We start from the raw sequence: 14,562 nt of genomic DNA on the forward strand, positions 1-14,562 counted from the left end.
GTTGAGTCCGTTTTTTAATGTTGTTCAATAACTGCACTTTTAGCGCTGTTCATTTTTTGTCGATTAAAATAAGCACACGAATAATATACCCATGCTTGTGTCCAACGCACATAGTCAACCTTATTTGTAAGAAACTTATTTTTTTGATAAATAAAACGCTGCTTTTTAGGCATATACAAGGTTTGAATAGCGCGGTTTATTACTTTTTCGGCCATTATAAAGTCATCTGGCGTTTTACCTACTTTTAATAGCGTAAAAATAGCCTGCGACACACTATGCATATCGAGTGGGTAACGATTGTTGTTGTAATATTTTGCGGTGCCATCTTGCTCAAACAAATGTGTTTTATAATAAGTAAGACCTTTTGCAATTGCAGATTCAAACTCATCAATCTGCAACTCATCACTCAATAAGCGTAGCGCTTCTAGGTTATAACCGGTATGAAAGCCATCAATAAACTGGTGATGATGGCGAGCACCATATACCCACGAGCCATCAGCCCCCTGCTCGCTTACAGACTGTCGAGCCGCATTTAAAGCAAGCTGTTTGTAGTGTTGGTTATTAGTCAGTACAGCAACTTTTGCAACCCATGCTGCGCCCCAAAGGCTAGCATTATGCACAAAAGCAGTTTCACCTGGAATATAACCAAAAAATTGCCTACCATCACATTCTTTGTATAACGTTTTTACAATAAAGTGGGCACTATCAATTGCTGGCTCTGAGTATTTTTTATCATTCGTAACTTCGCTTAACGCATATAAAGCCTGTGCTACATATATAGTAGTAATAACATTCGGCTTACCTTTAGGTACAAAAAACGCACGGGCATTCCAATCAAAATGGTAGCCCCAGCAACTATGCTGCCAAATAGTTTTATCACTTTGCTGAGTTAGCAACCAATCAGCTAGCTCTATGGCCTCATCTAAGTATGTTTGTTCATTTGTAACTTTATAGTCTTCTAATAAACCTAAAATAAATAAGCCAATGCCTTTTGGGTTGCGCTTTTTAGGTACCCCAAATAAAGGCCTTAAATTCACGGCTAAGCGTTTATGTAATTGAATCCACGCAAGGCCAATAACACCTTTTTTCAAACGAGGGAAAAGCTCAAATAACTTGCTATTTAGGCCGTCAAATGGATCAGCTCCACTGTAATTGTTGGTTATGGCTTGCTGAAGTAATAACTTATTTAATTTATGTAATTTCATTATAAACTTTTTCTAATGAAGGAATGACAACATCAAATGAAAATTCAGTATTAAATTTTTCAAATGCATTTATTTTAACTGCGTTTTTAAGCTTTTCATTAGAGAGGTAATTGTCTAGGTGCTGTACTAACTGCTCTCGGTCGCCGGCTTTAAACAATAGGCCTGTAACATTATGTTCGATGGCATCTGATATTCCTCCAACGTCAGAGGCTATAACAGCTAAATGGCTTGACATAGCCTCTATTACACCCATAGGAAAGCCTTCTTTGTAGCTAGGTAGACAATAAATATCAGAAGAGCGAAATAATGCTTTTTTAGCCTCGCCACTTACCCAACCAGCAAAAACAATCTTATTTTCAACACCTAACTCAGTGGCTAGTGACTTATAAAAATCGAGATTGCCTGTACCGCCTAAAGTTAGAGTTATAGTAGGATAAGTATGGCTCACTTTTGCAAATGCATAAATTAGATCACTTACGCCTTTAGCTTCCTCTAAACGACCTAGAAATAAAATATGGCCAGCGGTAGGATCTGGATTTTCACAAACCTGCTCTGTTGCATTATAAACAATCGAAAGTTTTGTTGAATTACCTAGGATATCGTTTAACCATGCGTACCAACTCTTAGACAAAACAATAATTTTATCTGCTTTAATAAAGGTATTTAAAATATGGCGTTTGTTCCCTGCGGTCGATGCATCATAAAATAGCTTAAACCCCCCACCATGTAAGTGAATAATAACCTTGCCACCTAAAAGTTTAATAAGCCTAACAAGTAAAGATTTACGCTTAAAACTACCATTTGATGCCATATGAATATGCACAAAGCCAATATCACGACTTAATAAATAAAAGCATACTACAATTAAACACTTTAAAAATAGAAACATAGATGTAGCAATATTAACTTTTTCTTTATGGCTTACAATCAGTTTAATATTCCATTTGTCCAATAAACCGTATTGTCGATACTGTTGGAGTACAGAGGCAATACCACCTTGCCCCTCTATGCTAGTCCCTATCATTAAGTTCATTGAGTTCCCTTTATATGGCAAATTGCTTGAATTGACTTTCCACTTTTTGTCTTTTTTAATTCTTTAACAAAGTTAAAAACAACGAGCATTTCTAGACCAAGACGCGATTTAACTGCTTTTTCTATTATTGTTTTTTGTTTCTCATTAAATTCATCATTAATAATAAGGTGAATGGTTATTTCACCATACTTAAATTGCTCAAATTGACTGCCAATTATTCCTTTTGCTTCTTTTACACATTGATCTAAAGCAAATACTTTATCTTTATTCGTATTATAAACATGCTGCACCTGCCGACCTTTAATCTCTTTTACAATAGGATAAACTCGCCCGCAAGGGCACTCTTTTTCATCACTCAAAACCACTTGATCGCCTGTTTTATAGCGAATAAGCGGGTAATATTTATTGTTAAAATTAGTCCCAACTATTTCGTATACCTCATCCGATACATGCTCAAGCTCAACATACGAATAATCGGTAAGTAAATGATAACGTCCATGTTCACAATTAGAAATTGCAGCAACACGTTCAAATAAACCATACCAGTCAAATACTTTACATTTAAAACGCTCTTCTATTAACGCCCTATCATCTTTCGTTAACTGCTCAGAAGAGGTGATAATTGACTTTAGCCTTGAAGGATAATAATCATTATTTTCTTTTAAAAATTTTGCTAATAACACTATTGATGAGGGATACGCTTGAATTATATCAACTTTATAACTTACCATTTTATCAATGTACTGCTGCATTGTTTCTGTTGATAAATGAAAAGTGGATAACATCAACATTTTTTCAAAAAAAGAATATCGCCATAAAGCACCCGTTTTTTGCTCTAATGGTACAATTAAGTCACCACGTAACCAGGCCCTTTTATCTCCTTTTTTATAACCCGCCCATTCGAGCAAACGTTTAACAAAAGCAAATTCTTTAACCACCGACTCCAAAGATTGTGGAATCATCAAGGGCGAACCTGTAGTCCCACTCGTTGAACCATTCACTATCACTTTGGGTTTATTTTTAGAACGTAACCCAGACGGATCTGCTTTTATGCTTTCTTTCGTTAATCGAGGAAAAGACTCTAAATCACTTGCATCATATTCCTCGTAGAACGTGGTGTTTTCAACAGCATTAATTAATACGCTATTTAATTCACTTTCAACATAACTATCTAATGTATTCTTGTTGTATTCGTTATTTTCAATTCTTTTTAAAAAGCATTTGCTTTCTGTATTATCTCGTAATCTCAATCTGATTATTGCGCGAGTAGATATCAATAAGTTTTGAATTAGTATTGGCGAATTTTTATAAATTATTTTTTGAAACATAATATTAATTTGCTTTTTAATGAACAATACGTGCAGGTATTCCTACCGCAGTTTTGTTATCAGGTATATCTATTAAAACAACAGCGTTAGCACCTATTTTAACATTATCACCAATGTGTATACCTCCTAATATTTTAGCACCGGTTGCTATGTATACATTATTACCTATTACTGGAACACCACTTCCTTCTCTACCACCTATTGTCACACAAGAACCAATAACACAATCATTACCAATCGTTGCATTCTTATGAATTACAATCGCAATTCCTCCATATCCAAATATAGTACCTTTCCCTATCTTTGTTTCAGAAAATACGGCACTGTTATGAACTAGCCTAATAAATAAATTAATTACCTTGGGAAATAAGGGAATCTTACTTCTATAAAACCAATTTCCAATTCGGTATAGCATCATGATTAATCTCCTTGATTCTAAAATATTATTGATTAAACATTTCACATAAAAGATTTTTCTTATTAGCTTCACCTTTTAGGTGAAGTCCTTGAGATAAGCATTGATCTTTGTAATCACTTAACTCCTTTACCTTTCTAGCGGGTATACCTGCATAGATACTTTCTGAATCAATTATACCTTTAACTACACTACCTGCACCGATTACCACATTATTTCCAATTATAGTTCCTGGTAAAATAATACAGCCTGTACCTATAAATACATTATTACCAATTTTAATAGGCGCAATTACGTCAAGCTTTGGGTTTTCTTTGCGCATAACCCAAACTCCACCATCATGTGTAACAAAACTAGATGTCGTAATACTTACATGCTTACCTATTTCTATAAGGTAAGGCTCCGAGCCAAAATCAACTTTACCTATTAGGCGACAGTCTTCACCAATTTTTACGCCTAGTTTTCTAGCAAGGCTTACACTGCCAAAGAGTTTTTTATAAATAAACAAATATAATTTTATTAATATGTTATTCATTGATGTACGCCTCATATTTTTTATACATACAATCGCTAGAGAAATTTTTATTTATTTTATTAATCGCACTTAAACCAAGATTTTTGCGACGTTGTTCATTCAATATTAAACCTTCTATTTTATCTGCTAAATCGGTCTGGTTCATAAAGTCATATAACAAACCATCATTTGAATCACTAATAATTTCTGGCGACCCCCCTACATTAGCACCAAGCACAGGTAGGCCTGCAGCCATAGCTTCGAGCAACGCATTTGAAAACGTATCGTTAGAAGGTAAAACAAATGCATCGTAATTTGGCAATAACTGCCTTACATTATTTTTTTCACCTAAAAAATTAACATGCTTTTGTAAACTTAAATCTTCCACTACGTGTTTTAACTGCTCTTCTTGGCCATCTAAAACTTGGCTACCAATACAATCAAGTTCGATTTTAAAGCTTTTATCTAATAATATTTTTACTGCTTTAAAAATATCTGCATGTCTTTTTTCTGGGCGGAGCCTTGCAACAACCACCAACCTAAATACATCGTTTACTTGATAGCATTCCTTAACAGGGTAATTAGTATCTATCCCATTTTGTAACACCTCTATTCGTGTATTTTTAAGCTGATTAAAACGTTTAAACTCCTCAGCTAATTCGCTATTCCCCATTACAATAGCGTTAGCAAACTTCATTTTTTTTATAGCCATTTTTTGCTTAACTTTACTCATAAAGCCAAGTAAATGGGTTGTATTAATAAATACAACTTGTTTGATAAGTTTTGAAGATACAAATAAGGCTGGGTAATAATTAAAATAAAAAATAGCCGGGATAATTCCAGCACTAGCTTGCTGTTTTTTTAAATAATTAAAAACACATTTCTTAGCACTCAAACGCGCTTTTATATTACTGTTAGTATCGATAATGGTAAGTTTAACCTCACTATTAAGCTTCTCTTTTTGTGAATTGTTTAAAGAGAGCGATAATACTTCTACATCTTTTCCCTGTGCTGCAAAATAATTAGCTAAGCGAATAACTTTTTGCTCTGTACCGCCAACTCCTAAGCTAGCGATAACTAATACAACGTTCATTTATTCTCCTCCATGCTGGATAAATAATGGCCACACAATAAAATAAAAACAATAAATTATTTTGTTTTAAAAACGAACTACCGCTTATTGAATAAAACGTTAAAAACGTTAAAACGACTAAGGGTAATGTATATGTTAAATCTCCCAAAAATAATCTTTTAATAGATGTAAAATAAGGAATTAAAATAACGATTGGATATGTAAGAAGCCCTACATAACCCATATCAATAAGTGCATCGATCATACCATTATGTGCGTGGCCTAAATGGTAATAAAGCCGACCAATGGTGAATTCTGCGGGCTGGTTTTCTCCCCAAAACACACCACCAAAACCATAACCAAAAAGCTTATAGTCAATATTATTTAAGACGATATTCCACATTTCGGAGCGACCAGAGCCAGTTAAATCTTTATCAAAAACATCAGTAATAATAAAAGTAATAATAGAGAACCCAATAAACCCAAGAGAAATAATTACTGGAATGCTAATTAATCTAGCGGCAACTGTAATTCTCTTATAAAAATTCAAGATATAAATCGATGACAAAACAACAAAGAAGCATATTAATGGTGTTGTTGATTTACTCATTAGTAAACAAACAATAGGGATTAACCAAACAAACCATTTATATTTATAACCCTTAAAGTGGCTAAATAACATAAATAACATAGTAAATACGGCTGTCCTGCCGAGATTGTTTTTAAAACCAAAAATTCCTTGCCATAAACCAAGATGTGCAGGATCGTTGCTACCGTCATCAATACCAATAGAAGGGATAAAAATTGCGAATAATATACTTACTGATAAAGCCCATAGTAAGGGAGTAACGACTACTTTGACTAAAGCCTCTTCATCGTTACAAACAACTAAAGCCGCTGCAAATAAAAACGTACCTGCTAAAGCGCTTGATGCTATAAGTGACTGCCCAGCATACATAGAGAAAAAACTGGAAATAAACGCAACCAAGCAAATAAGCAAAGGAAATAGCGAAGATTTTAAAAGGCTCTTTAAGTTACTCTTATACTTAACTTTATTAATAATAATAAATAAAGAAATGAGATAAAAGACTAAACTTATTGGTGTAAATAGTTTACTTGCAGTTCCTGCAGGCATCATCTCAAACAAAAAAGTGAGGGCTCGACTGAAAAACAAGATGCCTAAAGAAAAAAATAATGATAAGTAAGAGAATCTTATTAACATTTACTGTTCTCCTTTTAATAGTGAGCGATATAAAAAAGCACTCACTGTGCAGTAATAAATAACAACGTATATAGAAGCTATGCTAATAAATTCATATATGCTTAACTCTGCAGTAATTGAATAAAATGCTAGTAAAATCTTAATTGTCAAATCAGCCTTTTCGAGATGAGCCATAATATTTATTTTATCTATTGCAAGGTAAAGCGAGGTGCTTGGGATATTAATTATTTGCATAACCATAATAAAAATATAGGCGTTCAATAATAAAGTAACTTCGTTCCAACCATCACCTAGAATAAAGCTGATCAAATCATTACCAAAAACGTATAAAAAGGCTCCTGTTGAAATTGCAACAAAGCACAAAAAGCTTTGAGCAGTTATATAGCTCTTTAATAACTTACTTTTATTACTTTTATTATCTACAAAATGTTTATAAATAACTTGGCGTAAGCTGCTTGCCAGTAAGTTTAGAGGCGCATTCAAAATCTTTTCCATAAAAAAATATGACGCTATAATTTTTTTAGATTCAAAAGCAATCACATAAAAGACGAAAAATTGTAAGTTAACAACATTAAACATTGCTTGTATTGCAGCGTGATAATTATTAAATAACTCATCTCTTAATAGCTTTAACTTGCCCTTAACATCAGTGAAAACACCTCTAATCTCTTGTGAATAAATATAAAAATAGAAAAATAAAGGCAGTAATACCGAGATCACTAAAGACCAAATAATCCCAAATACTTGTAGTGTATTAAGCAGGTACATCATTACAAGTAACACAGAGGCCCTTGCAACTTTTAAGAGTGCCAATTGATGAAAACGTCCCGTTTTAGTTACTGAAAATGTAACTATATTTTGCCAAAAAGCACCTATCAGATAAGGTAATAATAAAAAATAACTATACCAAGAGAGTTCGATCCCTTTATAAACCAAGTATCCAAGCAAAAAAAATGAATAAATAATCGCAGCAAAAGCAGTTAAAAGAAAAAGGCTTTGAGTAAAACGGGCTACTAATGCTTCATCTTTTTTTACTATAAAAAATTCAAGTCTAAAAGAACTAAATATTAGAAAGAGGGTCAATACTGACGTTATAATACCTAGAGAAGATATTGCAGATTCATCGTACTGCCTTGAAATATACGGTAAGGTTATTAGATTTATTAACTGAGTTAAAATTGTCGCAGTAAAAACCCATGCAACACCTTTGATGACACTCATTTTATTGTTCACTCGAAAGAGTGTTATTTATGTAAATAAACGACCCTTTACGTGAAATTATTTTTGCAGGAACGCCACAAACAGACCAATCACTAGGAATATCTTTGGTTACAACTGCATTAGCTCCGATAGCAACATTATCCCCTACACTCACCCCACCAAAAACTTTAGCGCCAGGGCCAATGTATACATTATTTCCTATTGAGGGAGCGCCTTTATTTACACCGCGCGAAACCTGACCAACCGTAACACCTTGAGATATATTGCAATTTTCACCAATAACAGCTTTAGGTGAAAAAAATATACTACCAAAATGACCAATGTAAAAGCCTTTACCAATAGTCGTTTTGTCGGGAATACAAATTGTAAACTTATACTTGTAATGCCTTAATATAATTTTAGAAATAAAGTATACAATCTTATTTTTTCCATTTAAATAAGCACAAACTCTTAACCAAAAGACATATTTAAAAGACTCACCAAAGAATAAACTTTTAAAAACGCTAAGTTTAGATGCAGTTTTATAAATTCTATAATAATCATGTTTTATATAGTCTTTAAGTTCAAAAAAAGAGTTTATCATTTGCTATAAAATTCCGAGTACCATTTTACAAACTTATTAATACCATCTTGAAGATTAGTTTCTGGTTTGAAACCTATTTGTTTATTAAGCTCTTCTATGTCAGCGTATGTGCGAACAACATCACCATCTTGCATTGGTAAATACTTTTTATTCGCTTTTTTAGCAAGGGCATTTTCAATCGTGTTAATAAAAGACTCAAGCTGTACTGGTTGATTGTTGCCAATATTAAATAAACGATAATATTGTGAGCCTTCTTTTGTATTACCAGACTCAACACATGGAACATGATCTTGAATACGAATAATGCCTTCAACAATATCGTCTATATAAGTAAAGTCTCTTTGCATCTCACCATTATTAAATACTTTAATTTCTCTATCGTTAGCTATAGCATCGGTGAATAAAAATGGGGCCATATCAGGTCGTCCCCAAGGTCCGTAGACTGTAAAAAACCGAAGTCCTGTTGTAGCCAATGAATATAAGTGACTATAAGTGTGCGCCATAAGCTCATTAGATTTTTTAGTTGCTGCATACAGAGATACTGGGTGATCAACTCTATCTTCTTCTGCAAAAGGTATTTTAGTATTTGCACCATATACAGAGCTTGAAGAAGCATAAACCAGATGTTTCACGTTGTTATGGCGACAACCCTCTAATATTGTTGCCATGCCTACTACGTTTGAATCAATATAAGCCATCGGGTTTTCTATTGAATACCTTACACCCGCTTGCGCTGCTAAATGGATCACTCTTTCGAACTTTTCGTTTGCAAATAGATCTGCAATAGCCTCTCTATCAGCAAGCTCCATTTTTATAAAACTAAAGTTATTAAAGTGTTCTATACGCTTTAAACGAGCAAGTTTTAATGCAGGATCGTAATAATCATTTAAGTTATCGAGCCCTATAACTTCATGACCTAATTGGCATAAACGCTCAGCCACAAAGTTACCAATAAAACCTGCTGCTCCTGTTACAAGATATTTCATAGATTAAACTCTGTTACCGATAGTCCACGGCCAATACTATAATATTTAATGTCTTTTTTGTTTATTCTATTTGGCTCAAATAAGTTTCGTCCATCAAATATTACTGCACTACTTAGTTTCGATTTTATCAAATCAAAATCTGGCGCTCTAAAGTTCTGCCATTCGGTACAAATAACTAATGCGTCAGCTTTGTTTAAAGCAGACTCTTTGGTACCCATTAAGCTTAAATCGTCTCGGCTACCGTAAATTCGTTGGGTTTCTTCCATTGCTTCAGGGTCATATGCTTGTACTTTAGCCCCTGACTCCCATAGCTGTTCCATTAAAATACGACTTGGTGCTTCTCGCATGTCATCTGTATTAGGTTTAAAGCTTAAACCCCACAACGCAAAAGTCTTACCTTTAATTGCATCTGGATTTTTTTCTAAGTCATAGTGTTTTGTGATGTACTCAAATAACTTATGCTTTTGAGCATAATTTACGGCTTCGACTGCTTTGAGTATTTTTGATTCGTAGCCTATGCTGTCAGTCGTACGAACAAGTGCTTGCACATCTTTGGGAAAACATGAGCCTCCATAGCCGCAACCGGGGTAAATAAACTGATAACCGATTCGTGGGTCTGAACCTATGCCATGGCGAACATGTTCTATGTCGGCCCCTACTCGTTCAGCAATATTTGCCATTTCGTTCATAAAGCTAATTTTAGTAGCTAACATGCAGTTGGCAGCATATTTAGTAAGTTCAGCACTTTTAATATCCATTACGATAATTTTTTCGTGATTTCGATTAAATGGTGCATAAAGTTCACGCATTTGGTCTTCTGCATCTGTCGAGTCTGTACCAATAATTATACGATCAGGACGCTTACAGTCACTAACAGCAGCCCCCTCTTTTAAAAACTCAGGATTTGATACCACCGAGAAAGTTAAATCACTTTTTCGGCTATCAAGAATTGACTGCACTGTTGCTTTAACTTTATCTGCAGTGCCCACAGGTACCGTTGACTTATCGATAATAACTTTTGGCTTTTGCATATGCGTAGCAATAGTTTCGGCTACTTTTAATACGTACTTTAAATCTGCCGAGCCATCTTCATCTGGTGGCGTACCGACTGCAATAAACTGAAGCTCACCAAATTCAACCCCAAACTGGGCATCTGTTGTAAATATTAAACGACCTTCCGCAAAGTTTTTTTCTACCAAATGCGTTAGCCCGGGCTCGTAAATTGGAATAATACCTTTTTTTAAGTTTTCTATCCGTGTTTCATCAATATCAACACAGCATACATTGTGACCTGCATCAGCAAGAACTGCAGCTTGAACCAAGCCGACATAACCTATACCGTAAAAAGTAACTTTCATAATAATTCCTTACAAAATACCGCGGGTATCGATAACAACTTTTGATGCAAACTCTGTTTTATCTGCAGCTTTAAATTGTTTATGATCAACTAATACAACAACGACATTTGCTTGCTCTAGTGCGCTTTCTAACGACACTAAGCTAACATTTTTATCTGCTAGGTTGGCCGGTAACTCTGAAATATTTGGCTCTACAGCAAGTATTTCACCTATATTTTTTGCTGCTAATTCTTCAACAATATTTAATGCCGGGCTCTCGCGAAGATCGTCAATATCGGCTTTAAATGAAAGGCCTAAACACGCAATAACTGGACGTTTAAATTCATCAGCGGCTTTTGCTACTTTTTCAATTACGTAAAATGGTTTTGCGTCGTTAGTTAAGCGTGCTTGTTTAATTATTTTTGCTTCGTCTGGGCAACTTGCAACAATAAACCAAGGATCAACCGCAATACAGTGGCCGCCAACACCTGGGCCTGGGTTTAAAATATTTACACGCGGGTGACGATTAGCAAGCTTAATAAGCTCCCACACATTAATTTTTAATTTGTCACAAATGACTGACAATTCATTGGCAAAGGCAATATTTACATCGCGAAATGAGTTTTCGGTTAACTTAGCCATTTCAGCAGTACGGGCATTGGTAATAATACACTCGCCGCGCACGAAAGTTTCGTATAACTTAACGGCTTTTTCGCTACATGCTTTGCTCATACCGCCTATTACACGGTCGTTCGACACAAGCTCTTGTAATACATAACCCGGTAATACACGCTCAGGGCAATGCGCAACGTTGATGTCGGCGGCATCACCTTTATCTTGTGGGAACGTTAAGTCAGGGCGCGCTTCACTTAACCAAGCGGCTAATTGCTCTGTTGCACCAACCGGTGAGGTGCTTTCTAAAATAACGAGGTTGCCTTTTTCAAGTACCGGGGCAATCATTTTTGCTGCCGATTCAATATAACTTAAGTCGGCGCTGTGGTTACCACTTTCGCTGTGAATAAACGGTGTAGGTACTGCAACCATAAACGCGTCGGCTTTTTCTGGCGTTGTAGTTGCTCTTAAGTTACCAGTAGATACTACGCCACGAACTATTATGTCGAGATCAGGCTCTACTATGTGTATTTCACCGGCATTAATGGTATTAACTGCTTTTTCGCTTACGTCTAAACCTATTACTTGCATGCCACGCGATGCAATAACCGCCGCAGTGGGTAAACCTATGTAGCCTAAACCAACAACAGAAACTGTTTTAATTGTCATTACTAAATCCTTGAAAAAGTTTTAAACTTTATTTTAATCTTTATTTTAATCTTTAAAGTGTTGCTTAATTTTAGCCACAATGCGTTCACACGCTTTACCATCACCATAAGGGTTATGTGCACGGCTCATTGATTGATATTCTTGAGCGTTAGTGAGTAAGTTATTTACTTCACTCACAATGCGAGCTTTATCTGTACCCACTAATTTAACTGTACCTGCTTCTACCGCCTCAGGGCGTTCTGTAGTGTCACGCATAACAAGTACAGGCTTACCAAGGCTTGGCGCTTCTTCTTGTACGCCACCTGAGTCGGTTACGATTATGTGAGCTTGATTCATTAAGTACACAAATGGGAGATAGTCTTGCGGCTCGATTAAATGCACATTATCAACATTTTTTAATATGCGATTTACTGGTTCGCGTACATTAGGATTTAAATGCATTGGGTATAAAATTTGTGTATCTGGGTGGGCAGTTGCAATTTCTACCAATGCCTCACAAATTCGCTCAAAACCGCCACCAAAGCTCTCACGGCGGTGCCCTGTAACTAAAATAAGCTTTTTAGTTTCATCGAGTTCTGGGAATTTAGCTTTTAGAGTTGAAATTAAAGCGGTGTCGGTTTTTACCTTATCAACCACTTGTAATAATGCGTCAATAACGGTGTTACCAGTAATTACGATATCGTCAGCACTTACTGCTTCATTGAGTAAGTTTTGCTGCGATGTTTGCGTTGGTGCAAAATGCAGCTTTGTAATAGCACCAGTGAGCTTGCGGTTACCCTCTTCTGGCCATGGTGAACTTAAGTTGCCTGTGCGTAAACCTGCTTCTACGTGCCCCACTGGAATTTGCTGATAAAACGCCGCTAAACTTGCAGATAAAGTAGTGCTGGTATCGCCATGAACAAGCACTAAATCTGGTTTAAACTCTTCAAGAATAGGTTTTAGACCTAACAAAATATTTGTTGTTACATCGTATAAGCTTTGACCCGGTTTCATAATGTTCAAATCGTACTCTGGTACAATTTCAAAAAGGTCTAAAACTTGGTCAAGCATTTCACGATGCTGAGCAGTAACACATACTTTTGCATCAATACCGTCTGCTGCATTTAGCGCTTTAACTAGCGGCGCCATTTTTATTGCTTCAGGTCGCGTACCAAAAATACTTAATACTTTAATAGCCATGATTTCCCTTAATTTTTTCTAACCGGTTTTGCATAACTTTTTGCATTTGCCATTAATTGCTTAACACGCTTGGTAAATTCTTCACCCAATAGGTTTGATTGCATTGCGTATTCTACGTTTGCAAGCATGTAACCTAATTTTGAGCCGCAGTCGTGTGACTTACCTTTTAAATGATACGCTTCAATTGTTTCAAGATGACGTAACTGTAGTAATGCATCTGTTAATTGTATTTCGCCGCCAGCCCCTGGAGGTGTAAACTCGAGCAAGTCCCAAATAGCTGGCGATACAACATAACGCCCTGTTATGGCTAAATTACTGGGCGCTTCGTCATTATTTGGTTTTTCAACCATATTGGTAATGGCTGCATTTTCGCCAGGCGCAATATTTTTACCCGCCAAATCAACCACACCATAGTTGTGCACTTCTGCCTGTGGGACGGGCTCAACCATAATTTGGTTATGTTGCGTGCGTTCAAATTGGGCGATCATTTGCGCTAAGTTATCAACCTTAAGGTTTGACTTATATTGATCGATAATTACATCGGGCAATAAAATAGCGAATGGGTTGTTGCCAATGATTGGCCGGGTTTCAAGTATTGCATGGCCTAGGCCTAACGGCGCCGATTGACGAACCGAAATAATACTTACATCTCGCGGGATTATTGAACGCACCTCTTCTAATAAGCTGCGTTTTACGCGGGCTTCTAGAGTTGCCTCTAGTTCAAAGCTAGTATCAAAATGGTTTTCTATCGCGTTTTTAGAAGCATGAGTAACCAGTACAATTTCTTTAATACCGGCTTTTACTGCTTCGTTTACAACGTATTGAATGAGAGGTTTGTCTACTAGTGGAAGCATTTCCTTTGGCGTTGCTTTGGTAGCTGGTAACATACGTGTACCCAAGCCTGCAACAGGCAAGACTGCTTTTAATACTTTCACTTCAATTCCTTTTATAGTTACTTTTGGTTTTAACGTAGCTGTTTATAAATGTCGCTGCGAATAGCGAGTTTTAAGCACTACTACCATATGGGCGGTTATTATACACAACACATATAATCGCTCAATATAAAAAGCAGCCTTTTTGATTGTTTTGTGTTAATTTTATGTTAACTAGTTATTTTTGCCTTTTTTGTAATCTATCAATTTACTTTCAATGGGAATATAATAGTGCGGTTAACTTTTAAGGGATG

At 35.7% G+C, this 14,562-nt stretch carries 14 protein-coding genes; all 14 read right to left on the minus strand.

Annotation, left to right across the window (positions count from 1 at the left end):
• Positions 1 to 14 precede the first annotated feature (14 nt).
• The 14 genes from LOC50_RS07745 to galU are packed head-to-tail and all read right to left on the minus strand — an operon-like array spanning position 15 to position 14,311.
• Entirely contained in the window at positions 15 to 1,205 is a 1,191-nt protein-coding gene (locus LOC50_RS07745; protein WP_250653011.1) for a YyaL domain-containing protein, read from the minus strand.
• Positions 1,192 to 2,238: a glycosyltransferase family 4 protein gene (locus LOC50_RS07750; protein ID WP_250653012.1), complete on the minus strand. Its 1,047-nt coding sequence runs from the start codon at positions 2,236 to 2,238 to the stop codon at positions 1,192 to 1,194. The genes LOC50_RS07745 and LOC50_RS07750 overlap by 14 nt, the downstream gene beginning before the upstream one ends.
• A complete protein-coding gene (locus LOC50_RS07755) occupies positions 2,235 to 3,566 on the minus strand; it encodes a phenylacetate--CoA ligase family protein (protein ID WP_250653013.1) in 1,332 nt (443 codons plus the stop codon). The genes LOC50_RS07750 and LOC50_RS07755 overlap by 4 nt, the downstream gene beginning before the upstream one ends.
• A gap of 16 nt (positions 3,567 to 3,582) precedes the next feature.
• Positions 3,583 to 3,984, minus strand: coding sequence for a serine O-acetyltransferase (locus tag LOC50_RS07760; protein WP_250653014.1), 402 nt, complete (start codon positions 3,982 to 3,984; stop codon positions 3,583 to 3,585).
• A 25-nt stretch (positions 3,985 to 4,009) separates the two neighbouring features.
• The gene (locus LOC50_RS17365; RefSeq protein WP_284692558.1) at positions 4,010 to 4,516 is read right to left on the minus strand and encodes an acyltransferase; all 507 of its coding nucleotides are present in this window, start codon (positions 4,514 to 4,516) and stop codon (positions 4,010 to 4,012) included.
• The gene (locus LOC50_RS07770; RefSeq protein ID WP_250653015.1) at positions 4,509 to 5,588 is read right to left on the minus strand and encodes a glycosyltransferase family 4 protein; all 1,080 of its coding nucleotides are present in this window, start codon (positions 5,586 to 5,588) and stop codon (positions 4,509 to 4,511) included. Before LOC50_RS07770 ends, LOC50_RS17365 begins: the two co-directional genes overlap by 8 nt.
• Positions 5,563 to 6,789: an O-antigen ligase family protein gene (locus LOC50_RS07775; RefSeq protein WP_250653016.1), complete on the minus strand. Its 1,227-nt coding sequence runs from the start codon at positions 6,787 to 6,789 to the stop codon at positions 5,563 to 5,565. The genes LOC50_RS07770 and LOC50_RS07775 overlap by 26 nt, the downstream gene beginning before the upstream one ends.
• A complete protein-coding gene (locus LOC50_RS07780) occupies positions 6,790 to 8,010 on the minus strand; it encodes an oligosaccharide flippase family protein (RefSeq protein WP_250653017.1) in 1,221 nt (406 codons plus the stop codon).
• Between the two features lies 1 nt (position 8,011).
• Positions 8,012 to 8,593 carry a serine O-acetyltransferase gene (locus LOC50_RS07785; protein ID WP_250653018.1) on the minus strand — a complete coding sequence of 194 codons (582 nt, stop codon included), beginning with the start codon at positions 8,591 to 8,593 and terminating at the stop codon, positions 8,012 to 8,014.
• Positions 8,590 to 9,579 (minus strand): NAD-dependent epimerase, encoded by a 990-nt coding sequence (locus LOC50_RS07790; protein WP_250653019.1) that lies wholly within the window; start codon positions 9,577 to 9,579, stop codon positions 8,590 to 8,592. The genes LOC50_RS07785 and LOC50_RS07790 overlap by 4 nt, the downstream gene beginning before the upstream one ends.
• On the minus strand, positions 9,576 to 10,937 hold the full coding sequence (locus tag LOC50_RS07795) for a UDP-glucose dehydrogenase family protein (protein WP_250653020.1): 1,362 nt from the start codon (positions 10,935 to 10,937) through the stop codon (positions 9,576 to 9,578). The genes LOC50_RS07790 and LOC50_RS07795 overlap by 4 nt, the downstream gene beginning before the upstream one ends.
• Positions 10,938 to 10,946: 9 nt before the next feature.
• A complete protein-coding gene (gene wecC, locus LOC50_RS07800; RefSeq protein WP_250653021.1) occupies positions 10,947 to 12,197 on the minus strand; it encodes a UDP-N-acetyl-D-mannosamine dehydrogenase in 1,251 nt (416 codons plus the stop codon).
• A 45-nt stretch (positions 12,198 to 12,242) separates the two neighbouring features.
• Positions 12,243 to 13,376 carry a non-hydrolyzing UDP-N-acetylglucosamine 2-epimerase gene (gene wecB, locus LOC50_RS07805; RefSeq protein WP_250653022.1) on the minus strand — a complete coding sequence of 378 codons (1,134 nt, stop codon included), beginning with the start codon at positions 13,374 to 13,376 and terminating at the stop codon, positions 12,243 to 12,245.
• Positions 13,377 to 13,384: 8 nt separating this feature from the next.
• On the minus strand, positions 13,385 to 14,311 hold the full coding sequence (gene galU, locus LOC50_RS07810; RefSeq protein ID WP_250653023.1) for a UTP--glucose-1-phosphate uridylyltransferase GalU: 927 nt from the start codon (positions 14,309 to 14,311) through the stop codon (positions 13,385 to 13,387).
• Positions 14,312 to 14,562 lie beyond the last annotated feature (251 nt).

Origin of the sequence: Pseudoalteromonas sp. SCSIO 43095 (genome assembly GCF_023650455.1) — a bacterium.
In the GTDB taxonomy this organism is placed as follows: Bacteria; Pseudomonadota; Gammaproteobacteria; order Enterobacterales; family Alteromonadaceae; genus Pseudoalteromonas; species Pseudoalteromonas tetraodonis.